The organism is Pseudomonas sp. N2-3-1-14 (genome assembly GCF_041228395.1).
In the GTDB taxonomy this organism is placed as follows: domain Bacteria; phylum Pseudomonadota; class Gammaproteobacteria; order Pseudomonadales; family Pseudomonadaceae; genus Aquipseudomonas.
The window spans coordinates 438,679-461,942 of record NZ_CP166199.1 but is presented as its reverse complement, the minus strand read 5'-3'; the positions used below and the strand labels follow the sequence as shown (position 1 = coordinate 461,942).

The window sequence follows — 23,264 nt, the reverse complement described above, 5'->3', positions numbered from 1 at the left end:
CTTGGTTTGGTTTTTGCATTTTCCTTGTATCAGCGTGTGCCTCAAGCCCGCGCCTTGCTCCAAAAGAGGTCCTGATGACCATCAGCGATGCACTGCACCGTTTATTACTCGACAACCTGACCACCGCGACCATTCTGCTCAATGACGACTTGCGTCTTGAGTACATGAACCCGGCGGCGGAGATGCTCCTGGCCATCAGCGGCCAGCGCAGCCATGGGCAGTTCATCAGCGAATTGTTCACCGAGTCGGCCGAAGCCTTGAGCTCGTTGCGCCAGGCGGTGGAGCAGGCACACCCGTTCACCAAGCGCGAAGCGATGCTCACCGCCCTCACCGGCCAGACGCTGACCGTCGACTACGCAGTAACCCCGATCCTGAGCAACGGCGCCACCTTGCTGCTGCTCGAAGTGCACCCGCGCGACCGCCTGCTGCGTATTACTAAAGAAGAAGCGCAGCTGTCCAAGCAGGAAACCAGCAAGATGCTGGTGCGCGGCCTGGCCCATGAGATCAAGAACCCGCTGGGCGGGATTCGCGGCGCCGCGCAATTGCTGGCCCGCGAGCTGCCGGACGAGAACCTCAAGGACTACACCAACGTCATCATCGAAGAAGCCGACCGCCTGCGTAACCTGGTGGACCGCATGCTCGGCTCCAACAAATTGCCGTCGCTGGCGATGACCAACGTGCACGAAGTGCTGGAACGCGTTTGCCAGTTGGTCGAGGCCGAAAGCCAAGGCTGCATCACCCTGGTACGCGACTACGACCCAAGCATTCCGGACGTGTTGATCGACCGCGAACAGATGATCCAGGCCGTGCTCAATATCGTGCGCAACGCCATGCAGGCCATCAGCAGCCAGAACGAGCTGCGCCTGGGTCGCATCAGCCTGCGCACCCGCGCGCTGCGCCAATTCACCATCGGCCATGTGCGCCACCGCCTGGTAACCAAGGTCGAGATCATCGACAACGGCCCGGGCATTCCCGCAGAGCTGCAGGAAACCATCTTCTTCCCCATGGTCAGCGGCCGCCCGGACGGTACCGGGCTGGGCCTGGCCATTACCCAGAACATCATCAGCCAGCACCAGGGTTTGATCGAGTGTGAGAGCCATCCCGGTCACACCACCTTCTCGATCTTTCTGCCTCTGGAACAAGGAGCCCCATCGACATGAGCCGTAGTGAAACTGTCTGGATCGTCGATGACGACCGTTCTATCCGCTGGGTCCTCGAGAAAGCCTTGCAACAGGAAGGCATGACCACCCAGAGCTTCGACAGCGCCGACGGGGTGATGAGCCGCCTGGCGCGCCAGCAGCCGGACGTGATCATCTCCGACATCCGCATGCCCGGCGCCAGTGGCCTGGATTTGCTCGCGCGCATCCGCGAGCAGCACCCGCGCCTGCCGGTGATCATCATGACCGCGCACTCGGACCTGGACAGCGCTGTCGCGTCCTATCAGGGCGGTGCCTTTGAATACCTGCCCAAGCCGTTCGACGTGGACGAGGCCGTGGCGCTGGTCAAGCGCGCCAACCAGCACGCCCAGGAACAACAGAACCAGGAAGCCCCACCGGCCCTGACCCGCACCCCGGAAATCATCGGCGAAGCGCCGGCGATGCAGGAAGTGTTTCGCGCCATCGGGCGCTTGAGCCACTCCAACATCACCGTGCTGATCAACGGCGAATCGGGCACCGGCAAAGAGCTTGTGGCTCATGCCTTGCACCGCCACAGCCCGCGGGCGGCTTCGCCGTTCATCGCGCTGAACATGGCGGCGATTCCCAAGGACTTGATGGAATCCGAGCTGTTCGGCCATGAAAAAGGCGCGTTTACCGGCGCGGCCAACCTGCGTCGCGGGCGCTTTGAACAGGCGGACGGCGGCACGTTGTTTCTGGATGAAATCGGCGACATGCCGGCCGACACCCAAACCCGCTTGCTGCGCGTATTGGCTGACGGTGAGTTCTATCGCGTGGGCGGGCACACGCCGGTCAAGGTCGATGTGCGCATCATTGCAGCGACCCACCAGAACCTCGAAACCCTGGTGCACGCGGGCAAATTCCGTGAGGACTTGTTCCACCGTCTGAACGTGATCCGCATTCACATCCCACGCATGTCGGATCGCCGCGAAGACATTCCGACCCTGGCTCGTCACTTCCTCAGCCGCGCCGCTCAAGAGCTGGCCGTCGAGCCGAAGTTGCTCAAAAGCGAGACCGAGGAATATCTCAAGAATCTGCCGTGGCCGGGCAACGTGCGGCAGCTGGAGAACACCTGCCGCTGGATCACCGTCATGGCCTCCGGCCGTGAAGTGCATATCAGCGACCTGCCGCCGGAGCTGCTGAGCCTGCCGCAGGACTCGGCACCGGTGACCAACTGGGAACAGGCGCTGCGCCAATGGGCCGATCAGGCCTTGGCACGCGGCCAGTCGAACCTGCTCGACAGCGCCGTACCGGCGTTCGAACGGATCATGATCGAAACCGCCTTGAAGCACACCGCCGGCCGCCGCCGCGACGCCGCCGTGCTGTTGGGCTGGGGCCGCAATACCTTGACGCGCAAGATCAAGGAGCTGGGGATGAAGGTCGATGGCGGCGATGATGATGAGGGTGATGAGGGCTGATCACAGCCTTCTCATCCACTGAATATCAAATGTGGGAGGGGGCTTGCCCCCCTCCCACATTTGAATCTCCTGCACGTTTGGATCTCCACCAGGCTTCAGACCGTGCACCGCTTCAATGCACCATGAACCGGCATCGGGCACTGCTCCAACCCCTGAAACGACCAAATCATTAACAAAAAATGAATCGCCAAAAACACCAAAGCCCCGTATTTCGGGGCTTTGCGCTTTCTGGCAATTTTTTTTGGCACACATTGCAAGTTCTGGCACGCGCCCTGCAACAACCCTTGTACTACCCAGTTTCGGGGACCTTGGTACAGGCAGGCCGAGAATCCCCTCTTTACACCCGGGTGCTTGATGCGGATCGCGTCGCGCCCCACACCCGTTTCGGGAACCTCGGTACAGGCAGGCCGGGGATTCCCTCTTTAACACCGAAGCCTTTGGCTTCACCCCGTTTTGGGAGCCCTGGTACAGGCAGGCCGGGAACTCCCTTCTTTACACCCGGGGCTTATGTGGCACAGCGCCCGTAGCCCCAGCCCGTTTTGGGAACCTTGGTACAGGCAGGCCGGGGATTCCCTCTTTTATTCCTCGCGCAGATGGATCTGCAACCGCCAACGGCCATCGGCCTTCTCCCCTTTCCACTCCCCGCGCAACGGCCGAGCCGCCACCAGGTTCAGCAGCAAGCCGGCATCGGTCTTGCGGATGCGCCAGTTCACATCCTTGTCATTGACCTTAAGCTGCCCGCCGGCGGCCTTGCCCAGCGCGTCGAACAGCAGCGCCACGGTGCCGTCGATATGCTCGCCATGCAGCTTGGGTTCGCTGTTGAACCACACCACCAGGCCGTCCGCCGCGGTCTCGACCTGTTGCAGTTCGACCGGGTCCGGCGTTGTGAGGCGGCCGATCATCAAGCCGATCATCAACCCGACAATCGCCAATGAGCCCAAAACCCTGGGCAATAGCTTCGGTCTTGGGTCGTCTTCGGGGGTAGAATGCAGCGCATCTTTGCCTTCGGAGCCGTGCATGTTTCACGTCATCCTTTTTCAACCAGAAATTCCGCCGAATACCGGCAACGTTATCAGGCTGTGCGCCAACAGTGGCTGCCACCTGCATTTGATCGAGCCTCTGGGCTTCGACATGGACGACAAGCGCCTGCGCCGCGCCGGGCTGGACTACCACGAGTACGCCACGCTCAAGCGCCATGCGGACCTGGCCAGCTGCCTGGAAAGCCTGGGCCACCCGCGGCTGTTCGCGTTCACCACCAAGGGTTCGCGGCCATTTCATGACGCTAGCTTTGCCGAAGGCGACGCCTTCCTGTTCGGCCCGGAAAGCCGTGGCCTGCCGGCCGAGGTGCTCGACGCCCTGCCCGACGGTCATCGCCTGCGCTTGCCGATGCGTGAGGGCTGCCGCAGCTTGAACCTGTCCAACACCGTGGCCGTCGCCGTCTACGAAGGCTGGCGCCAGCTCGGTTTCAAGTAATACACATAGCAAATGTGGGAGGGAGCTTGTGTGGGAGCTGGGCTTGCCCGCGATGCAGGCACCTCGGTGTATCAGTGATACCCAGGTGACGCTATCGCAGGCAAGCCAGCTCCCACACAAGCCCCCTCCCACATTGGTTACCGCGTCGGGCCCATTACTGAACGGTCGACGAACCTTCTGTTTGCATGCGCTGCAGCTCTTGCGCGTACAGGGCATCGAAGTTCACCGGAGCCAGCATCAGCGCCGGGAACGAGCCACGGGTGACCAGGCTGTCCAGGGTCTCACGGGCATACGGGAACAGGATGTTCGGGCAGAACGCGCCCAGGGTGTGGCTCATCGAAGCCTCGTCCAGGCCCTGGATCAGGAAGATACCGGCCTGTTGCACTTCAGCGATGAAGGCCACTTCTTCGCCGTTCTTGACGGTGACCGACAGGGTCAGCACGACTTCGTGGAAGTCGCCTTCGAGTGCCTTTTGACGGGTGTTCAGGTCCAGCGCAACGCTTGGGGTCCATTCCTGGCGGAAGATGGCCGGGCTTTTCGGCGCTTCGAACGACAGGTCACGCACGTAGATCCGCTGCAGCGAGAATTGTGGGCCTTGGTCTTGCGCTGCTTCGGTGTTCTGTTGGTCAGTCATCGCAGATCCTTCTTGATCTTGGGGGTCTTTTAGGGGTTAGGAGTCAGACGAGCAGCAGCGCATCAAGCTTACCGGCGCGCTCCAGGGCGAACAGGTCATCGCAACCACCGACATGCTTGTCGCCGATCCAGATCTGCGGCACGGACGTGCGTCCCGCTTTCTTGGTCATCTCGGCGCGCACCTGGGGCTTGCCATCGACCTTGATCTCTTCGAAGGCAACGCCCTTTTTCTCCAGCAAAGCCTTGGCTCGCATGCAGTAAGGGCAATAATCGCTGGAATAAACGACAACCTGGCTCATATCACTTCACCAGCGGCAGGTTATCGGCCTTCCAGCTGCCGATACCGCCGGACAGTTTGGCGGCGGTGAAACCGGTCTTGAGCATCTCGCGGGCGTGGGTGCCGGCGTGCTGGCCTTGGGCGTCGACCAGAATGATGGTCTTGCCTTTGTATTTTTCCAGCTCGGGCAAGCGTGCGATCAGCTTGTCCTGCGGAATGTTCAGGGCGCCGACGATATGGCCGGCGGCAAAATCCTTGGCCGGGCGAATATCCACAACAACGGCCTCATCCTTGTTGACCAGCGCGGTCAGCTCCGACGTGCTCAGGCTGCGGCCACCGCGGCTCATTTCATGAGCGATCAGCAGCGCCAGCAGGATGACAAAGGCACCCGCGAGCAGGTAGTGGGCAGTGGCAAATGCAATCAGGTGATCAACCATCAAGGAGGTTCCAGGGCGTTAAAATGGCGGTAAGTATACACAGCCGTCAGGGGGGGCCAACCCCCGTAAAGCGGTGACGTGGTCGGAACTTCGCTTTAAACTGCCACTCCCTTTTAGATTGCCTTCCTTTATTACCGCCGCGAGAGGATCTATGACTACTACGCCTAAACCTTTGGTCCTGATAATTCTCGATGGCTTCGGACACAGTGAAAGCCACCACGACAACGCCGTGTACTCGGCCAAGAAGCCGGTACTCGACCGCCTGAGCGCCACAGTACCCAACGGATTGATCTCCGGTTCCGGTATGGACGTAGGCCTGCCGGACGGCCAGATGGGCAACTCGGAAGTCGGCCACATGAACCTCGGCGCCGGACGAGTGGTATACCAAGACTTCACACGCGTGACCAAATCGATCCGTGACGGCGAGTTCTTCGAGAACCCGGCCATTTGCGCGGCGGTGGATAAAGCAGTTGCGGCCGGCAAGGCCGTGCACTTCATGGGCCTGCTGTCCGACGGCGGTGTACACAGCCACCAGGACCACTTGGTCGCCATGGCCGAGCTGGCCTTCAAGCGCGGCGCCGACAAAATTTACCTGCACGCTTTCCTCGACGGCCGCGACACCCCGCCAAAAAGCGCCCAGTCGTCCATTGAACTGCTCGACGCCACCTTCGCCGCCCTCGGCAAAGGCCGCATTGCCAGCCTGGTCGGCCGTTACTTTGCCATGGACCGCGATAACCGCTGGGACCGCGTGGCACAGGCCTACAACCTGATCGTCGACGGCCAGGCCGAATTCAACGCGGCCACCGCCCAGGAAGGCTTGCAAGCCGCCTATGCGCGTGGCGAGAGCGACGAATTCGTCAAAGCCACCACCATCGGCGAGCCAGTGAAAGTCGAAGACGGCGACGCCGTGGTGTTCATGAACTTCCGCGCCGACCGTGCCCGTGAGCTGAGCCATGTATTCGTCGATGCCGGCTTCAAGGACTTCGAGCGCGCACGCCAGCCAAAGGCCGAGTTTGTGATGCTCACCCAATACGCCGCCAACATCCCGGCCCCGTCGGCCTTCGCGCCAGGCAGCCTGGAAAACGTGCTGGGCGATTACCTGGCCAAGAACGGCAAGACCCAGCTGCGCATCGCCGAAACCGAAAAATACGCTCACGTCACCTTCTTCTTCTCCGGCGGGCGTGAAGAACCGTTCCCGGGCGAAGAACGCATCCTTATTCCGTCGCCAAAAGTCGCCACTTATGACCTGCAGCCGGAAATGAGCGCGCCGGAAGTGACCGACAAGATCGTCGATGCCATCGAGCACCAGCGTTACGACGTGATCGTGGTCAACTACGCCAACGGCGACATGGTTGGCCACAGCGGCAACCTGGAAGCGGCCGTAAAAGCCGTGGAATGCCTGGACCTGTGCGTCGGCCGCATCGTCGACGCCCTGGAGAAAGTCGGCGGCGAAGCGCTGATCACCGCTGACCACGGCAACTGCGAGCAGATGTCGGATGAATCCACCGGCCAGGCCCACACCGCGCACACCACCGAGCCAGTGCCGTTCATCTATGTTGGCAAGCGCGACTTCAAAGTTCGGCACGGCGGCGTGCTGGCGGACGTGGCGCCGACCATGTTGATGCTGATGGGGCTGGAGAAGCCGAAAGAGATGACCGGCACGTCGATTCTGGTTTGATCCCCAGCATCACCGCAAAACAGTGTGGGAGGGGCGTGCCCCCGATTACGGTGGGTCAGCTGACACAGAGGTGGCTGATACACCGCTATCGGGGGCAAGCCCCCTCCCACATTGGATCTCCTGTGTTTGGTAGATATCTTTTCGCCATACCAACGCCACTCGGCACCTATCTTGCCTTCCAGCCCGAATTGGGCGTTTTTTTTGCGGCGCTTGGCGGGCATACTAGGCCGTCCCTTTCCCTGGTGTCGCCCGCCTCTATGCTTCGCGCCTTGATTACCCTCGCTCTAGTCTGCCTGCTCCAACCGGCATTTGCCGATGAGCGCGCACAAACCCAACAACAGTTGGACGCTACGCGTCAGGACATTACCGAGTTGAAGAAACTGCTCGGCAAGCTCCAGGAAGAGAAATCCGGGGTGCAGAAAGACCTGCGCGGTACCGAAACCGAAATGGGCAAGCTCGAGAAGCAGGTCCAGGAGCTACAAAAAGAATTAAAGAAGAGCGAGTCGGAACTGGAGCGACTCGACGCTGAGAAAAAAAAACTCCAGAGCGCACGCGTTGAACAGCAACGCCTGATTGCGATCCAGGCCCGCGCCGCGTACCAGAGCGGCCGCCAGGAATACCTCAAGCTGCTGCTCAACCAGCAGAACCCGGAAAAATTCGCGCGCACCCTCACCTATTACGACTACCTGAGCAAGGCACGCCTGGCGCAGTTGAAGGGTTTTAACGAAACCCTGCGCCAGTTGGCCAACGTCGAGCAGGAAATCGCCGACCAGCAATCGCAACTGCTCGACCAGAAAACCGCCCTCGACACCCAGCGCGACCAGCTGGACAAGGTCCGCAAAGAGCGCCAGCTAGCCCTGGCCAAGCTCAACGACGATGTGAAGGCCCGCGACGCCAAACTGCAGGCCCGCGAGCAAGACCAGGCTGACCTGGGCAAAGTGCTCAAAACCATCGAGGAAACCCTGGCTCGCCAGGCACGTGAGGCCGAAGAAGCGCGGCAGAAAGCGCTGATCGCCCAGCAGGAAGCGGAAAAAAAGCGTCAGCGTGAAGCCGAACTGGCCGCCACCACCGACGCTCCGGCCCCACGCAAACCGGCGCGCGCAGCGCCTGGCCCGCTGGTTTCCAGCGCCGGCGAGTCGTTCGGCGGACCTTTTGCTTCAGCGCGTGGAAAACTTCCATGGCCTGTTGATGGTCGACTACTGGCACGCTTCGGTGAAACCCGAGGTGACGATACCCGCGCCAAATGGGACGGGGTCATGATCAGCGCCGCCGCCGGCAGCCAGGTTCATGCCGTTCACGGTGGGCGCGTGGTGTTTGCCGATTGGCTGCGCGGCGCCGGTTTGTTGGTGATTCTTGACCACGGTAATGGCTATTTGAGCCTTTACGGCCACAATCAGACTTTACTCAAGTCGGCAGGTGATGTTGTAAAAGCCGGTGAATCCATCTCCACTGTCGGTAACAGTGGTGGCCAGGACACTCCGGCGCTGTACTTCGCTATTCGTCAGCAGGGCCGCCCGAGCGACCCTGCACAATGGTGCCGTTCCCAAGGATAGGGCCGCATCTACATTAGGAGTTCGTTCGACATGCTGCATTTGTCCCGCCTCACTTCGCTGGCCCTGACGATCGCCCTGGTGATCGGCGCGCCTCTGGCTTTTGCCGACCAGGCCGCTGGGGCTGCACCCGCCGCCACGACCGCGACCACGGCTGCGACCACCAAGGCCCCGCTGCCGCTGGACGAGTTGCGCACCTTTGCCGAGGTCATGGACCGGATCAAGGCAGCCTATGTCGAACCCGTAGACGATAAAACCCTGCTGGAAAATGCCATTAAAGGCATGCTCAGCAACCTCGACCCGCACTCCGCTTACCTGGGCCCGGAAGATTTTGCCGAGTTGCAGGAAAGCACCAGCGGCGAGTTCGGCGGCCTGGGCATCGAAGTCGGCTCCGAAGACGGCCAGATCAAAGTGGTCTCGCCGATCGACGACACGCCGGCGTCCAAAGCTGGCATCCAGGCTGGCGACCTGATCGTGAAGATCAACGGTCAACCGACTCGCGGCCAGACCATGACCGAAGCTGTCGACAAGATGCGTGGCAAGCTCGGCCAGAAAATCACCCTGACCCTGGTGCGCGACGGCGGCAACCCGTTTGACGTGACCCTGGCCCGCGCGACCATCACGGTCAAGAGCGTGAAGAGCCAACTGCTGGAGTCCGGCTACGGCTACATCCGCATCACCCAGTTCCAGGTCAAGACCGGCGACGAAGTGGCCAAGGCCCTGGCCAAGCTGCGCAAAGACAACGGGAAGAAACTCAACGGCATCGTGCTCGACCTGCGTAACAACCCGGGCGGCGTGTTGCAGTCGGCGGTGGAAGTGGTCGATCACTTCATCACCAAGGGTCTGATCGTTTACACCAAAGGCCGCATCGCCAACTCCGAGTTGCGCTTCTCGGCCACCGGCAATGACTTGAGCGAAGGCGTGCCACTGGCAGTGCTGATCAACGGCGGCAGCGCCTCGGCGTCGGAAATCGTCGCCGGTGCCCTGCAGGACCAGAAACGCGGCGTGCTGATGGGCACCACCAGCTTCGGCAAAGGCTCGGTACAAACCGTGCTGCCGCTGAACAATGACCGCGCATTGAAGATCACCACGGCGCTGTACTACACGCCGAACGGCCGTTCGATTCAGGCGCAGGGCATCGTCCCGGACATCGAAGTGCGTAAAGCCAAGATCACCAACGAGATCGACAGCGAGTACTACAAGGAGGCCGACCTGCAAGGTCACCTGGGCAATGGCAACGGCGGTGCCGACCAGCCAACCGGCAGCGGCGCCAAAGCCAAGCCGATGCCGCAGGACGACGATTACCAACTGGCCCAGGCGCTGAGCCTGCTGAAAGGCCTGAGCATCACGCGCAGCCGTTGATATGCGTTTTGCCCTGATCATCGCCTTGTTGTGCAGCCTGGCAGGCGTCGCCCACGCGACGCCTGCCGGCGAGCCACACAAAGCCTACCTGACCCTCATCATCGACGACCTGGGGCAAAACCTGCCTCGGGATCGTCGCGTGCTGGGCCTGCCCGGGCCGGTGACCACGGCGGTGATGCCGGACACGCCCCACGCCGCCGAATTCGCCCGCGAAGCGCACAAGGCCGGCAAGATTGTGATCCTGCACATGCCCATGGACCCGGCCACCGGCCCGTTCGCCTGGCACCCCGAGCTGCCGATCGAAGAACTCGGCAAACGCCTGGACGCCGCGTTCAAGGCCGTGCCCTACACCGCTGGCATCAACAACCATATGGGCAGCCGCATGACTGCCCAACGGGACGCCATGGCCTGGTTGATGGGCGAGCTGCAGCGGCGTAACAAGTTCTTTGTCGACAGCCGCACCAGCGCGCAGACCGTCGCCGCCGCCGAAGCGCAAAAGATTGGTTTGGCGCATGTCTCGCGGGATGTATTCCTTGATGACGAGCGCACCGAGGCGGCCATTACCACGCAACTGCAAACCGCGATCAAGCTGGCGCACAAGCAGGGCTCGGTGGTGATGATCGGCCACCCTTATCCGCAGACGCTGGCGGTGCTGGAGCGCGAGTTGCCCAAGCTCAAGGCTCAGGGCATCGACTGGATTGATATCAAGCTGATGATCAGCGTGCGCGGCAATCAGGCCATGGCTGGACATGGCAAGAACGGTCAGTACCGTTAGATCAGATGGCGACATTCCCGTGTGGGAGCGGGCTTGCTCGCGAAAGCGGTGGGTCAGTCAGCAGATTGAGTGGCTGACACACCGCTTTCGCGAGCAAGCCCGCTCCCACATTTGACCGTGTTTATTCTGCTGATTACCGTGCGCTACATAGCTGTATTTAGAGGTAGCGCGCCATGATCTCGTCGACCACGCCGTCTTTGCGCAGCTGATCCAGCGCGGCCTGAAGCTTGGCGACCAGTTCGTCCGGCACGTCCTTGTTCAGCGCGAGGTAGAGTTGCGCGCTATTGAAGCGCAACACGGTCTTGAGCCCCGTCACGCCCACCTGACGCGCCAGGTAACGCCCGGCGGGATCACCGGTGGCCCACAGGTCGATCTGGCCATCCAGGAGCTTTTGCGCGTTGTCCTGGTCGCGTAACACCACCAATGGGTTGAGGCCTTGCTTTTCCAGCGTATCGGCAATGGCGTCGCCTTTGTAGGCGCCGATCTTGTAGCGGCGCGCATGCTCCAGGTCATCCAGCTGGATCTTGCTGTCGGCCTTGGCCAGCAACACCCAATCGTCCGGGCCGATGGGGCCGACCCATTTGAACAGGGCTTCACGGTCCGGCAGACGCGCCATCACGAATACGCCATAACCAGGTTTTTCCAGGGCGAGTTTGTAGATTCGCTCCCACGGAAAACGCAGGGTCAGGTTGTAGGAAATGCCGGCACGCTTGAAGGTCTCGCGCACGATGTCCACGGCGATGCCTTCGATGTTCTCGTCCTTGGCGAAGTTCTTGCCGTTTTTTGCCATGTTGTACGGCGGGAAGTTTTCCGTCAGCAACACCAAAGAGGCGTCAGACGGTTCTTCGGCACGGGCCGAGCCTGCCAAAAGCATGGAAGAACTGGCGAGGGCGAGCAGCAGGTGTTTGAACATGAAAGTTACCGGAATCCATGGCAAGCGCAGAGAGTGCCGCGCGCTCGCCATGGTGTCCAGCAGCGTTTAGCGAACGACGATACCGCGCGCCGCCATGTAGGCCTTGGCCTCCGGAACGGTGTATTCGCCAAAGTGGAAAATACTCGCCGCCAGCACCGCGCTGGCGTGGCCTTCGATCACGCCGTCGGCCAGGTGCTGCAGGTTGCCGACACCGCCGGACGCAATGACCGGAATGCCCAGCGCATCGCTGATGGCGCGGGTCACGCCGAGGTCGAAGCCGTTTTTCATGCCGTCCTGGTCCATGCTGGTCAGCAGGATTTCACCGGCGCCCAGGCCTTCCATCTTCATCGCCCACTCCACCGCATCCAGCCCGGTAGGTTTGCGACCGCCGTGGGTGAAGATCTCCCAACGCGGGGTTTCGCCAGGCCCGGAGACTTTCTTGGCGTCGATGGCGACCACGATGCACTGCGAACCGAAGTGCTGCGCGGCTTCGCCGACAAACTCCGGGTTGAACACCGCGGCGGTGTTGATCGAGACCTTGTCCGCGCCGGCATTGAGCAGGTTGCGGATGTCTTGCACGGTGCGAACGCCACCGCCCACGGTCAGCGGGATAAACACCTGGCTGGCCATGCGCTCGACGGTATGCAGCGTGGTGTCACGGCCGTCGACGCTGGCGGTGATGTCGAGAAAGGTAATCTCGTCGGCACCTTGCTCATCGTAGCGACGGGCGATTTCCACCGGGTCGCCGGCGTCACGGATGTTCTCGAACTTGACGCCCTTGACCACGCGACCGTTGTCGACGTCCAGGCAAGGGATGATGCGTTTGGCCAGCGCCATGGTCAGTCCTCAGCCGTTGTAGGCATCGCAGTAAGCCTGGGCTTCGGCGACGTCCAGGGTACCTTCATAGATCGCGCGGCCGGTGATGGCGCCGATGATGCCAGGCGCCTTGGCGTCCAGCAGCGACTTGATGTCACCCAGGTTGTGAATACCACCGGAAGCGATCACTGGAATGCTGGTGGCGGCAGCCAACGCGGCGGTGAACGGCACGTTGCAGCCCTGCATCATGCCGTCTTTGGCGATGTCGGTATAAACGATGGCGGACACGCCGTCGGCTTCGAACTGCTTGGCCAGGTCGATCACTTGCACGGTGCTGATTTCAGCCCAGCCGTCAGTGGCGACAAAACCGTCCTTGGCGTCCAGGCCGACAATCACCTTGCCCGGGAATGCGCGGCAGGCCTCGGCAACGAACGCCGGGTCTTTCACGGCCTTGGTGCCAATGATCACGTAGCTCACGCCGGCCTTGACGTAGTGCTCGATGGTTTCCAGGGAGCGAATGCCCCCGCCGATCTGAATCGGCAGGTTCGGGTAGCGCTTGGCGATGGCGGTCACCACCTCGCCGTTGACCGGCTGGCCTTCGAAGGCGCCGTTCAAGTCCACCAGATGCAGACGACGGCAGCCACCTTCTACCCATTTGGCAGCCATGCTCACCGGATCATCGGAGAACACGGTGGAGTCTTCCATGCGGCCTTGGCGCAGGCGTACACAAGCGCCGTCCTTGAGATCGATAGCGGGGATAATCAGCATCTGGCAAACCTTATTCGATATTCAGCAATGCTTGGGAAATCAGGGTTTCTCAAGCGACCACAAGTCGCTTTCGATGCTTTCGAACCTTTCTTTAAGGAGCGTCTGCGCGTCGAAAATCGCCCTGTTGTAATAGTGCGGCGCCACTTCGGTGGTGAACAACTCAAGAATCTCGGCAACCTCGAACGAGCCCAACTTGAGCTCGAAGCGGTCCTCCATGAAGCGCTTGATCTTGAGGGTAGCCTCACTCTCCTGCTCGGGGGTGAGATTCAAGATCGGCTGCTTCGGCTTCCTGGCCATTTACCAGCGACCATCCCAGGCGGCGAAGTTCTGCAGCAACTGCAGGCCATGGGTATGGCTCTTCTCCGGGTGGAATTGCACGGCAAAACGCGAACCTTCGGCCAGCGCTGCGGCGAAGTCGACACCGTAGTGCCCGCCACCGACCACCTGACGCGGGTTACCGGCGGCGATGTAGTAGCTGTGCACAAAGTAGAAACGCGCCATGTCCGGGATTTCGTGCCACAGCGGGTGGTCGACGGTGCGGCGCACCTCGTTCCAGCCCATGTGCGGGACTTTCAGGTGTTCACCGTCTTCGTGCAGGTCCTTGCCAAAGAACTTCACCTGGCCTGGGAACAGGCCGATGCAGTCGACGCCGTCGTTTTCCTCACTGCTGTCGAGCAAGGCTTGCATGCCCACGCAGATGCCGAGGAACGGACGGTCCTGGCTGACTTCGCGCACCAGGCTGTCAAAGCCCAGGCGGCGGATCTCAGCCATACAGTCGCGAATCGCGCCAACGCCCGGGAACACCACCCGGTCGGCTTCGCGAATCACGTTGGCATCACTGGTGATCAGCACCTTGCCGGCGCCTACGTGCTCGAGGGCCTTGGCCACCGAGTGCAGGTTACCCATGCCGTAATCGATAACCGCGACCGTCTGCATTACAGAACGCCCTTGGTCGAGGGCATTTGCCCGGCCATGCGGTCATCCAGCTCCACGGCCATGCGCAGCGCGCGGCCGAAAGCCTTGAACACGGTTTCGATCTGGTGGTGGGTGTTGGTGCCGCGCAGGTTGTCGATGTGCAGGCTGACCAGCGCATGGTTGACGAAACCCTGGAAAAATTCCTGGAACAGGTCGACGTCGAAGCCGCCCACGGTGGCGCGGGTGTAGGGCACGTGCATCTGCAGGCCTGGGCGGCCGGAGAAGTCGATGACCACACGCGACAGCGCTTCGTCCAGCGGGACATAGGCGTGGCCGTAGCGACGGATGCCTTTCTTGTCGCCGATGGCTTTGGCAAATGCCTGGCCCAACGTGATACCGACGTCTTCCACCGTGTGGTGGTCGTCGATATGCAGGTCGCCCTTGCTGACGATATCCAGGTCGATCAGCCCGTGACGGGCGATCTGGTCCAGCATGTGCTCAAGAAAAGGTACACCGATATCAAATCGGGCCTTTCCGGTGCCATCCAGGTTGATCGAGGCTTTGATCTGGGTTTCCAGAGTGTCGCGCTCGACGGACGCCTTACGTTCGGCCATCACCAGCTCCGCAAAATCATTGGGCGAAAAAGGCAGCCATTATAGGGGCGCGGGCGCTAAACAGAAACATCGAAGGGGATAAGACTGATGGAGTGTCGGCGCTAGACATGTGCATACAAGTGCATGCTCCAGGATGGTGCGCCCGGCATATTAGCCAAATGCCAGCGCCGGCTTCGCTGTAACATGAGCGCTACGTTTAAAACCTGATGAATACTGAACAGTGACGATACCCAGAGTCTTACGGCGCAGCGGCGTTCTCCTCCTGTGGGCGTTGACCTACTACGTGACCGGCATGGCCTCCCTGGCCTTTGATGACCCCGTCTCGAAGATGGCGATTATCTGGTTCCCGGCGGGCGTCTCGGTGTCGGCCTTCCTGAGCTCGCGCCGTGCGCACTGGCCGATGCTGTTTCTTGTGTTGTTGATCGCGCGGGTGCTGCTCGGTGCGCACGGCTGGGAGGAGTCACCGGCCGCCATCGCGCTTTCGGCTGAGGCGCTGGCAGGTTCGATTGCCATTGCCTGGCTGGTACGGCGTTTCGCGCGCCGTGGCGACGACCTGCACGCCATCGTGCTGTGGTTGCTGGCGACCGTGGCCATTTGTGGCGTGCAGGCGCTGATCAGGAAGGGCTGGCTGATGCTGGCCGGGGAAACATCACCCCATACGCTGATGACCAACTGGATGTCTGGCGTTAACGGCGTGTTCTTTGCGACCGTCGTGGTCATGAACGTGCTGAACAGCAACCTGCGCGAATTTCCCGTCAGCGCACGGGAGAAACTCGCCGGCGCAGGGTGGCTGTTGCTGCTCGCATTGAATACCTGGTACGTCTTCGGGGCAGCGCCGCACTGGCTCACCAGCATGCTGGACACCGATGCTGGCGCTGCGGTGTATTTCATCCTGGCCTGCCTGCCGATCGCCCTCGCCCTTGCCGTTTGCGTGACCTGGCGCAGCCCTGGAGGCTCGATCGCGCTGCTGGTGCTGGGCAGCATCGTGGTCAATTACACCGATCAGAAGACCGGGCCGTTTTATGTGCCGGGCCTGCTCGAAGGCGAGCCTCTGCTGCTTGCGCAAAGCTACCTGTCCATTACCGCCCTGCTGGTGGTGGTGATACGCCTGATGACGCAATCGGCCAGGCCCTACGACCCGCAAACCGGACGGCTGGGGGGCGACGGCGTGATGTACCAGTTGCATCCCGAAACAGGCGACATCCTCTGGGACGACAACCTCGATTCGCTGCTGGATATCGGCACCCGGCCCCTGGGCACCATTGAGCAGGTGCTGGCGCGCGTGCACCCCGATGACCGCGAAAAACTCAAACAGCACTGGTCGCCGGACACCCGTACCCACGCCTCATCGCTGGCCTTTCGCATCGACAAAGGCAACGGTGACTGGCTGACCCTTTACGACCAAAGCCCCGGCGCCATGCGCGATGCCAGGGGCCAAGTATTTGTCGGCAACTGGCAAAGCAGTCGCTATTCCTGAACGTTTGCCGATCAGCGTCTACCTGTACGAGTACCTTCATGATTCAGATTGCTTTACTGCTGTTCGGCGTTGAATTCGTCCGATCCAAATTCTGGTTTCTCGGCCTGATCGGTATCGTATGGGGCGTGATGGGCGTTGGCGTGATGATCGACGGCCTGGATGGCGAGTTGTACTTTCCGCTGCGCGCGTTCGGCTTGCTGTTGCTGCTGGAAAGCATTGTCACCCTGAGCGTGGCCGCCAGCGGCGTGGGTACCCAGCGCGCCGTGCTGTATTTCAAGGGCGGGATTTGCTTTTTTGTCGCGGTATTGATTCTTGCCGACAAGGTCTACAGCAACCTGCTGCTGGCGATCATTTTTGGCTTTACCTACTTTGTGATCGGCCTGCTGACCATCACCTCGGCCTGGGTCGTCAGGTTCCCGCGCTGGCGATCATCGTTGATCAGCGGCGGCGCCCAAGTGGTATTCGCCGGGTTGCTGGTCAGCCCGTACCCGATCGCCAACAGTGCCACCGTGTCTTTTTTTCTGGGCGCGCTGATGATCGTCAGCGGCCTGAACACGGTACGCATTGCGCGTCGCGTCAGGCGATTGCGCCATGGCACCTCGACGTTCGAGCTGCTTGCGCCCAGGGATCTGCTATCGGATTTCAAGAAGCTTCCGCCGCAGGAACCGCCGCCGCAGCCTGAGCCGGAGCCTGCCTGCACCGATCCACTGGTGGTGCATATATGGACGCCGGAAGGCACCGCCAGCGCAACCACCATTCCCCGCCCGATCATCAATCGCTACATCGCGGCCGTGGACGCACAAGGCGTGATTTCAACCGGGCACGCTGCCCTTGAACTGTCGCCGTCGGTGTACCTGAGCCTGTATCCGGTTGCAGACATCGATCGCTCACCGTCAGAGTTTTTCCGCATTCTCAAGGCCACCCGCAACAATGACGTGCCCGGCACTTTCCAGCCGGACTACGCCACCGAAGTGGCCAACTGGTGCGATTCGGACCGCAAGATCATTTTTCACCGGTACAGCCGCAAGGCGTTGATTGAGTTTTCCAATAACTATCGTCAACAGGCCACTTACAACCTGACCTACCGCAACTGCTCGAGCAGCGTGGCATTTGCCTTGGAAGCCTCGATGGATGGGGTATTGGCGGAACGGTCGCGGCGCTGGCGCTCGGTGTTGCAGACCCTGCTCATGCCGGAACTGTGGATTGCCGCGCAAGTACGCAAGCGCGCCATGACCATGGCCTGGACACCCGGCCTGGTCATGGATTACGCCCGAGCCTTGCGGGTAATCGTGCATCCGGTGCCGCGGCCATGGTTTCAACGCATCCCATGGCGCGGTCAATCAACCAGAGCCTTGCCTGACAAGAAGCAGGATTAACCCGCTCTGGCGCCCGAGGCCCGCTCACCTTGCATGAGCAGGCACTGCGCAACGGTTTATCAGTGGAACAATACCGCGGTCTTCTGCAGGGTCACCCACACACCCCACGCCAACGGAATGCCCACTACCAGCCACGCCACGATAGCCAATGGCACGCTGGCGGAAGAGGCCTTCCACTCCAGCGACGTAGAGGCAGTGGCGCCTTTGTCATGGCCCAGCGCCTGTTCGGCAGCCAGTTCCGCGTCGGTCATGAAGTACTTGTCGGCCACCGGGCGCACCAGCAGGTTGCAGATGAAGCCCAGCACCAGCAGGCCGGCGAGGATGTACAAGGTGATGTCATACGCCGCGGCACGTTCAACGCCGATGCTCAGCTGATACTCACGCAGGTAGTTGACCAGCACCGGGCCCAACACGCCCGCCGCCGCCCAAGCGGTCAACAGGCGACCGTGGATCGCGCCGACCATCTGGGTGCCGAACAGGTCGGCCAGGTACGCCGGAACGGTCGCAAAACCGCCGCCGTACATCGACAGGATGATGCAGAACGCCGCCACGAACAGCGCCACGTTGCCCAGGTGCCCCAGGTTCGGGATCAGCGCATAGAGGGCAAAGCCCAGGGCGAAGAACACGAAGTAGGTATTTTTACGGCCCAGGTAGTCGGAGAACGACGCCCAGAAGAACCGTCCACCGATGTTGAACAGGCTCAACAAGCCGGTGAAGCCTGCGGCGATGGCCGCGATGGACGCCAATTGCCCGGCATCCAGCTGGCCGAACGGCACATCAACACCCAGCAACTTGCCACCGAACACTTCCTGCAGCAGCGGCGACGCCATGCCGAGAATGCCGATACCGGCAGACACGTTCAGGCACAGCACCAGCCACACCAGGCGGAATTGCGGGGTTTTCCACGCCACGTTCACGTGAACGTGACGGTGGGTGATCATCGCATTGCTGGCTTTTTTCGCCGGCGCGGTCCAGCCCTCAGGCTTCCAGCCGGTTGGCGGAACGCGGTACGACAGCGCGCCGCCAATCATGAACACGAAGTAGATCACGGCCATGACCACGAAGCTCTGCCACACGCCCACGCTTGTTGGCGAAGCGAAGTGGCCCATCAGCGCTGCGGCCAAGGGTGCACCGACCATTGCGCCGCCGCCAAAGCCCATGATCGCCATGCCGGTGGCCATGCCGCGTTTGTCCGGGAACCACTTGATCAGGGTCGACACGGGCGAGATATAGCCCAGGCCCAGGCCGATACCGCCGATCACGCCGGAGCCGATCCACATCAGCCAGATCTGGTGGGTATAGATGCCCAACGCCGAGATCAACAGACCGCCACACCAGCACAAGGCCGATACAACGCCGGCCTTACGTGGCCCGGCATGTTCCAGCCAGCCGCCCCAGATCGCTGCGGAGCAACCCAGGAAGATGAAGAACAGCGTGTAGATCCAGCCCAGCATGGAGATGGGCCAGTCGCACTGGGACGAGAAGACTTGCGTGATGAAGCTCATGTCCGGCGCGCAGGCGACCGGTGCCGTGATACCCAGCGCTTTGGACAGCGGCAGCCAAAACACCGAGAACCCGTAGGCCATGCCGATGCAGAGGTGGATGGCCAGGGCGGCCGGTGGAACCAGCCAGCGGTTGAACCCTGGCTTGGCGATAATGCGCTCCTTGGACAGGAACGCAGGCTGTGCGGCAGTACTACCAGCCGCAGTGCTTGTGCTCATTGGTGTTTCCCCCAGTTATTAGTATGTGTCCGTCAGGCGCTCTCTCCCTCGGCCTTGCACGCAGAGCGTTGGCCGTTGTTGTTGAGTAAAGCTCCTTTTAAGCGCGACGCTGTGTCGCAGACGACAGACGAACCCGCGCAGATTAGCACCAGTGGATGACAGAAAAACCAAACTGATATCACCTTTTTCACGCAACCTGCTCTGCTGGGCGGCAAAATCCGATTTTGCTGCGTCTAGATACAATGTAACGATGCATGAACTGACGCAGGCCATCGGGCGTTATACTCTGCGGCTAAATTTTGAAATCGACATACAAGGACTCGCCCATGAAAGCGTTCGGCAAAATCCTGGGTCTGGTACTTCTCGGGCTGTTGCTGATCATTGTGGCCCTGGGCTTTGCCCTGACCCACCTCTTCGATCCCAACGATTACAAAGACGAGATCCGCCAGATTGCCCGCGACAAGGCCCACATCGAGCTGACGCTCAATGGCGACATCGGTTGGAGCCTGTTCCCCTGGCTGGGCCTGGAATTGCACGAAGCCAGCGTCGCGACCATGACCAACCCGACTCAGCCGTTTGCCGACCTGCAGATGCTCGGCCTGTCGGTGCGCGTGCTGCCGCTGCTGCGCCGTGAAGTGCAGATGAGCGATGTGCGTGTCGAAGGCCTGAACCTGCGCCTCAACCGCGACAAGCAAGGCCACGGCAACTGGGAGGACATCGGCAAGAACGTGACCGAGAAACCGGCCAATGCGCCGGTGCCTGCCCCCGCGGAAACGCCGGCCGAACCTGAACCGGAAAAGCCGCCAAAACCGATCCGCCTGGACATAGACAGCCTGACCATCAACAACGCCCGCGTTGAATACAACGATGAGCAGACCGGCAAACAGTACAGCGCCGAAAGCATCCAGTTGAGCGCCGGTGCCGTGCACGAAGGCGCAAGCATTCCGCTCAAACTCACGGCATTCCTGGGCAGCAACCAGCCGCTGATGCGCGTCAAGACCGAGTTGAACGGCAACCTGCGCATCCAGCGTGCGCTCCAGCGCTACCAGTTCGAAGACATGAAGCTGAGCGGCGAAGCCACCGGCGAGCCACTGCAGGGCAAGACCGTAACGTTCTCCACCCAAGGCCAACTGCTGGTGGACTTGGCGGCCAATATTGCCGAATGGACCAACCTTAAACTCTCCGCCAACCAGCTGCGCGCCTTGGGCGAACTGAAGGTCAATGACCTGAACAAAACCCCACAGCTCAGCGGCGCCCTGTCCATTGCCCAGTTTGACCTGGCCAAGTTCCTCGACAGCGTCGGCCATCCGTTGCCACCGATGGCGGCGGGCAGCCTGAGCAAAGTTGAACTGGTCAGCCGCCTCAAAGGCACGCCTACCAGCGTGGCACTGGAAGACTTGAACCTGAAACTCGACAGCAGCACCTTCACCGGCCGCATCGCTGTAGAGGATTTCGCCAAGCAATCCCTGCGCCTGCAACTCAAAGGCGATACCTTCAACGCCGACAACTACCTGCCGGCCAAGTCCGAAACCGCCAAAGGTGCAGCGGCCGCACGCCAGGCCGAAGTGCAGAACAGCGAGGCCGGCGCCATGGCCGCCGGTGGCACCACACCGCTGCCGGACGCACCAACCAAAGGCGCGTGGAGCACCGACAAGCTGTTGCCACTCACGCGCCTGCGCACGCTGGACGTGGACGCCGACCTGGCCTTCGGCCAACTGACCCTGAGCAAGCTGCCGATCCAGAACGCTGCACTCAAAGCCTCCGGCGTCGATGGCCAGCTCAAGCTTGATACCCTCAGCGGCGGCCTCTACAACGGCACCTTCCAGGCCAACGGCACACTCGATGTGCGCCAGGACATCCCGGTGCTGGCGCTGCAAACCCACATCAAGCAAGTGCCGGTTGAGCGCATCCTGCAAGCTCAGGGGCAAAACCCGCCGGTAAAAGGCCAGATCACCCTCGACAGCAACCTCAACGGCCGTGGCAACAGCCAGAAGGCGCTGATCGACAGCCTTAACGGCACCGCCAGCTTTGTGATCAATAACGGCGCGCTGCTCAACGCCAACATTGAACAGCAACTGTGCACCGGCATCGCACTGCTCAACCGCAAGACCTTGACCACCACGCCACAAGGCAAGGACACGCCGTTCCAGGAACTGCGCGGCAACCTGACCTTGCGCAACGGCGTGGCCAGCAACCCGGACCTGAAAGTGCGTATCCCGGGCCTGACAGTCAACGGCAACGGTGACATCGACCTGCGCGTGCTGGGCATGGATTATCGCGTCGGCATCATCGTTGAAGGCGATACACGCGACGTGCCGGACCCGGCTTGCCAGGTCGGTTCCAACTTCCGGGGCATCGAAGTGCCGCTGCGCTGCCGTGGCCCGCTGGAACTGGGCGCCAAAGCCTGCCGCCTGGACAAGGACGGCTTGACTCAAGTTGCGGTCAAAGCGGCCGGCAACAAACTCAGCGAGAAGCTCGAAGAGAAACTCGACAAGGTCAACCCGCAGTTGAAAGACGCCCTTAAAGGCCTGTTCAAACGATGAGAAACGAGCAGTTTTCACAGGCAGTGCTGGACTGGTACGACCGCCACGGTCGCCATGACCTGCCCTGGCAACAGGGCATTACGCCTTACCGGGTGTGGGTCTCGGAGATCATGCTGCAACAGACCCAGGTCAGCACCGTGCTCAATTACTTCGACCGGTTCATGGCTTCCCTGCCGACGGTCGAAGCCCTGGCCGCCGCGCCGGAAGACGAAGTGCTGCACCTGTGGACCGGCCTGGGTTACTACACCCGCGCACGCAACCTGCAGAAGACCGCCAAGATCGTCGTCGCCCAATACAGTGGCGAGTTTCCCAAGGACGTCGAAAAGCTTACTGAACTGCCCGGCATCGGCTTATCCACTGCGGGTGCGATCGCCAGCCTGAGCATGGGCCTGCGGGCGCCCATCCTCGACGGCAACGTCAAGCGCGTATTGGCGCGCTTTACCGCGCAAGAGGGCTACCCCGGCGAACCCAAGGTCGCCAAGCAGCTCTGGGCCACCGCAGAGCGCTTTACGCCACACGATCGCGTCAACGCCTACACCCAGGCGATGATGGACATGGGCGCCACGCTCTGCACCCGCAGCAAACCCAGTTGCCTGCTGTGCCCGCTGGAAAAGGGCTGCGAGGCGCACATGCTCGGTCTGGAGACGCGCTACCCAATCCCCAAGCCGCGCAAAACCATCCCGCAAAAGCGCACGCTGATGCCGATGTTGGCCAACGCAGAGGGCGCGATTCTGCTTTACCGCCGCCCATCCACGGGCCTGTGGGGCGGTTTGTGGAGCTTGCCGGAGCTCGACGACCTCCAGGACCTGGAACACTTGGCCAACCAGCACGCACTCGCGCTGGGCACGCCGCATGAACTGCCGGGGCTGATCCACACCTTCAGCCACTTCCAGCTGGCCATCGAACCCTGGCTGGTCCAGGTCGAGGAATCCGCCCATCACGTGGCCGAGGCCGACTGGCTCTGGTATAACCTCGCCACCCCGCCGCGCCTGGGCCTTGCCGCCCCGGTAAAAAAACTGCTGAAGCGCGCGGCCGACGTATTGAACGCAGGAGTTCCGTCATGACCCGCACCATCATGTGCCGCAAGTACCACGAAGAATTGCCTGCCCTGGAGCGCGCACCGTTCCCCGGCGCCAAAGGCCAGGACATCTTCGACAACGTCTCCGCCAAAGCCTGGGCTGACTGGCAAAAACACCAGACCCTGCTGATCAACGAAAAACGCCTGAACATGATGAACGCCGAAGACCGCAAATACCTGCAGGGCGAGATGGACAAGTTCTTTTCTGGCGAGGATTACGCCAAGGCCGACGGCTACGTGCCGCCTGCTCAATAATTGATCAAAA

The 23,264-nt window shown here is 61.4% G+C and carries 24 protein-coding genes; 12 read left to right on the top strand and 12 right to left on the bottom strand.

The features are described from left to right. The first annotated feature begins 74 nt into the window (after positions 1 to 74). Together glnL and ntrC are read left to right on the top strand one after the other, a co-directional pair. Entirely contained in the window at positions 75 to 1,160 is a 1,086-nt protein-coding gene (gene glnL / locus AB5I78_RS02200; protein ID WP_016979130.1) for a nitrogen regulation protein NR(II), read from the top strand. Then, entirely contained in the window at positions 1,157 to 2,593 is a 1,437-nt protein-coding gene (gene ntrC / locus AB5I78_RS02195) for a nitrogen regulation protein NR(I) (protein WP_003218003.1), read from the top strand. Before glnL ends, ntrC begins: the two co-directional genes overlap by 4 nt. Here the strand turns inward: ntrC and AB5I78_RS02190 are convergent, their stop codons facing one another. Both AB5I78_RS02190 and AB5I78_RS02185 read right to left on the bottom strand, forming a co-directional pair. Continuing rightward, positions 2,594 to 2,845, bottom strand: coding sequence for a hypothetical protein (locus tag AB5I78_RS02190; protein WP_369301664.1), 252 nt, complete (start codon positions 2,843 to 2,845; stop codon positions 2,594 to 2,596). It abuts the gene before it with no gap. Between the two features lie 326 nt (positions 2,846 to 3,171). Then, positions 3,172 to 3,612, bottom strand: coding sequence for a hypothetical protein (locus tag AB5I78_RS02185; protein WP_369301665.1), 441 nt, complete (start codon positions 3,610 to 3,612; stop codon positions 3,172 to 3,174). Here AB5I78_RS02185 and AB5I78_RS02180 point away from each other — a divergent pair. Further along, entirely contained in the window at positions 3,611 to 4,066 is a 456-nt protein-coding gene (locus tag AB5I78_RS02180; protein WP_003171120.1) for a tRNA (cytidine(34)-2'-O)-methyltransferase, read from the top strand. The genes AB5I78_RS02185 and AB5I78_RS02180 overlap by 2 nt on opposite strands. Before the next feature lie 154 nt (positions 4,067 to 4,220). On the opposite strand, the gene secB is transcribed toward AB5I78_RS02180, so the two are convergent. Genes secB through AB5I78_RS02165 form a run of 3 tightly spaced genes read right to left on the bottom strand, consistent with a single transcriptional unit; the run spans position 4,221 to position 5,413 of the window. Next, positions 4,221 to 4,700, bottom strand: coding sequence for a protein-export chaperone SecB (gene secB, locus AB5I78_RS02175; protein ID WP_106577478.1), 480 nt, complete (start codon positions 4,698 to 4,700; stop codon positions 4,221 to 4,223). A gap of 43 nt (positions 4,701 to 4,743) precedes the next feature. Then, positions 4,744 to 4,998 (bottom strand): glutaredoxin 3, encoded by a 255-nt coding sequence (grxC, locus tag AB5I78_RS02170; RefSeq protein ID WP_053253893.1) that lies wholly within the window; start codon positions 4,996 to 4,998, stop codon positions 4,744 to 4,746. Position 4,999: 1 nt separating this feature from the next. After that, the gene (locus tag AB5I78_RS02165; RefSeq protein WP_145159895.1) at positions 5,000 to 5,413 is read right to left on the bottom strand and encodes a rhodanese-like domain-containing protein; all 414 of its coding nucleotides are present in this window, start codon (positions 5,411 to 5,413) and stop codon (positions 5,000 to 5,002) included. Between the two features lie 151 nt (positions 5,414 to 5,564). Between AB5I78_RS02165 and gpmI the strand changes: the two genes are divergently transcribed. From gpmI to AB5I78_RS02145, 4 genes are all read left to right on the top strand, one after another. Continuing rightward, positions 5,565 to 7,091: a 2,3-bisphosphoglycerate-independent phosphoglycerate mutase gene (gene gpmI, locus AB5I78_RS02160; RefSeq protein WP_369301666.1), complete on the top strand. Its 1,527-nt coding sequence runs from the start codon at positions 5,565 to 5,567 to the stop codon at positions 7,089 to 7,091. A gap of 257 nt (positions 7,092 to 7,348) precedes the next feature. Beyond that, positions 7,349 to 8,644 carry a murein hydrolase activator EnvC gene (locus tag AB5I78_RS02155; protein ID WP_145159891.1) on the top strand — a complete coding sequence of 432 codons (1,296 nt, stop codon included), beginning with the start codon at positions 7,349 to 7,351 and terminating at the stop codon, positions 8,642 to 8,644. Positions 8,645 to 8,674: 30 nt separating this feature from the next. Further along, positions 8,675 to 10,003 carry a S41 family peptidase gene (locus tag AB5I78_RS02150; RefSeq protein WP_145159889.1) on the top strand — a complete coding sequence of 443 codons (1,329 nt, stop codon included), beginning with the start codon at positions 8,675 to 8,677 and terminating at the stop codon, positions 10,001 to 10,003. A 1-nt stretch (position 10,004) separates the two neighbouring features. Then, positions 10,005 to 10,778 (top strand): divergent polysaccharide deacetylase family protein, encoded by a 774-nt coding sequence (locus tag AB5I78_RS02145; RefSeq protein ID WP_369301667.1) that lies wholly within the window; start codon positions 10,005 to 10,007, stop codon positions 10,776 to 10,778. A 157-nt stretch (positions 10,779 to 10,935) separates the two neighbouring features. On the opposite strand, the gene AB5I78_RS02140 is transcribed toward AB5I78_RS02145, so the two are convergent. The 6 genes from AB5I78_RS02140 to hisB all read right to left on the bottom strand — a co-directional run bounded on the left by AB5I78_RS02140 (position 10,936) and on the right by hisB (position 14,804). Further along, positions 10,936 to 11,691 (bottom strand): ABC transporter substrate-binding protein, encoded by a 756-nt coding sequence (locus AB5I78_RS02140; RefSeq protein WP_145159885.1) that lies wholly within the window; start codon positions 11,689 to 11,691, stop codon positions 10,936 to 10,938. A 66-nt stretch (positions 11,692 to 11,757) separates the two neighbouring features. Continuing rightward, entirely contained in the window at positions 11,758 to 12,528 is a 771-nt protein-coding gene (hisF, locus tag AB5I78_RS02135; RefSeq protein ID WP_003171107.1) for an imidazole glycerol phosphate synthase subunit HisF, read from the bottom strand. A gap of 9 nt (positions 12,529 to 12,537) precedes the next feature. Beyond that, entirely contained in the window at positions 12,538 to 13,275 is a 738-nt protein-coding gene (gene hisA, locus AB5I78_RS02130; RefSeq protein WP_369301670.1) for a 1-(5-phosphoribosyl)-5-[(5-phosphoribosylamino)methylideneamino]imidazole-4-carboxamide isomerase, read from the bottom strand. A gap of 39 nt (positions 13,276 to 13,314) precedes the next feature. Beyond that, positions 13,315 to 13,572 (bottom strand): DUF2164 domain-containing protein, encoded by a 258-nt coding sequence (locus AB5I78_RS02125; protein ID WP_145159881.1) that lies wholly within the window; start codon positions 13,570 to 13,572, stop codon positions 13,315 to 13,317. Then, positions 13,573 to 14,211 carry an imidazole glycerol phosphate synthase subunit HisH gene (gene hisH / locus AB5I78_RS02120; protein WP_145159878.1) on the bottom strand — a complete coding sequence of 213 codons (639 nt, stop codon included), beginning with the start codon at positions 14,209 to 14,211 and terminating at the stop codon, positions 13,573 to 13,575. Then, positions 14,211 to 14,804: an imidazoleglycerol-phosphate dehydratase HisB gene (gene hisB / locus AB5I78_RS02115; protein ID WP_003218037.1), complete on the bottom strand. Its 594-nt coding sequence runs from the start codon at positions 14,802 to 14,804 to the stop codon at positions 14,211 to 14,213. Before hisB ends, hisH begins: the two co-directional genes overlap by 1 nt. Positions 14,805 to 15,024: 220 nt before the next feature. On the opposite strand from hisB, the gene AB5I78_RS02110 reads away from it, so the two are divergent. Both AB5I78_RS02110 and AB5I78_RS02105 read left to right on the top strand, forming a co-directional pair. Further along, positions 15,025 to 16,281, top strand: a complete 1,257-nt coding sequence (locus AB5I78_RS02110) for an MASE1 domain-containing protein (protein ID WP_369301671.1) — start codon at positions 15,025 to 15,027, stop codon at positions 16,279 to 16,281. Between the two features lie 38 nt (positions 16,282 to 16,319). Beyond that, positions 16,320 to 17,657, top strand: coding sequence for an HdeD family acid-resistance protein (locus AB5I78_RS02105; protein ID WP_145159874.1), 1,338 nt, complete (start codon positions 16,320 to 16,322; stop codon positions 17,655 to 17,657). A 59-nt stretch (positions 17,658 to 17,716) separates the two neighbouring features. On the opposite strand, the gene AB5I78_RS02100 is transcribed toward AB5I78_RS02105, so the two are convergent. Further along, the gene (locus AB5I78_RS02100; protein ID WP_145159872.1) at positions 17,717 to 19,378 is read right to left on the bottom strand and encodes an OFA family MFS transporter; all 1,662 of its coding nucleotides are present in this window, start codon (positions 19,376 to 19,378) and stop codon (positions 17,717 to 17,719) included. A gap of 326 nt (positions 19,379 to 19,704) precedes the next feature. On the opposite strand from AB5I78_RS02100, the gene AB5I78_RS02095 reads away from it, so the two are divergent. Genes AB5I78_RS02095 through AB5I78_RS02085 form a run of 3 tightly spaced genes read left to right on the top strand, consistent with a single transcriptional unit; the run spans position 19,705 to position 23,254 of the window. Next, complete coding sequence (locus AB5I78_RS02095) at positions 19,705 to 21,921, top strand: AsmA family protein (protein ID WP_369301672.1); 2,217 nt, start codon at positions 19,705 to 19,707, stop codon at positions 21,919 to 21,921. After that, positions 21,918 to 22,985, top strand: coding sequence for an A/G-specific adenine glycosylase (gene mutY, locus AB5I78_RS02090; protein WP_369301673.1), 1,068 nt, complete (start codon positions 21,918 to 21,920; stop codon positions 22,983 to 22,985). Before AB5I78_RS02095 ends, mutY begins: the two co-directional genes overlap by 4 nt. Next, positions 22,982 to 23,254, top strand: coding sequence for an oxidative damage protection protein (locus tag AB5I78_RS02085; RefSeq protein ID WP_106577463.1), 273 nt, complete (start codon positions 22,982 to 22,984; stop codon positions 23,252 to 23,254). The genes mutY and AB5I78_RS02085 overlap by 4 nt, the downstream gene beginning before the upstream one ends. Positions 23,255 to 23,264: the final 10 nt, after the last annotated feature.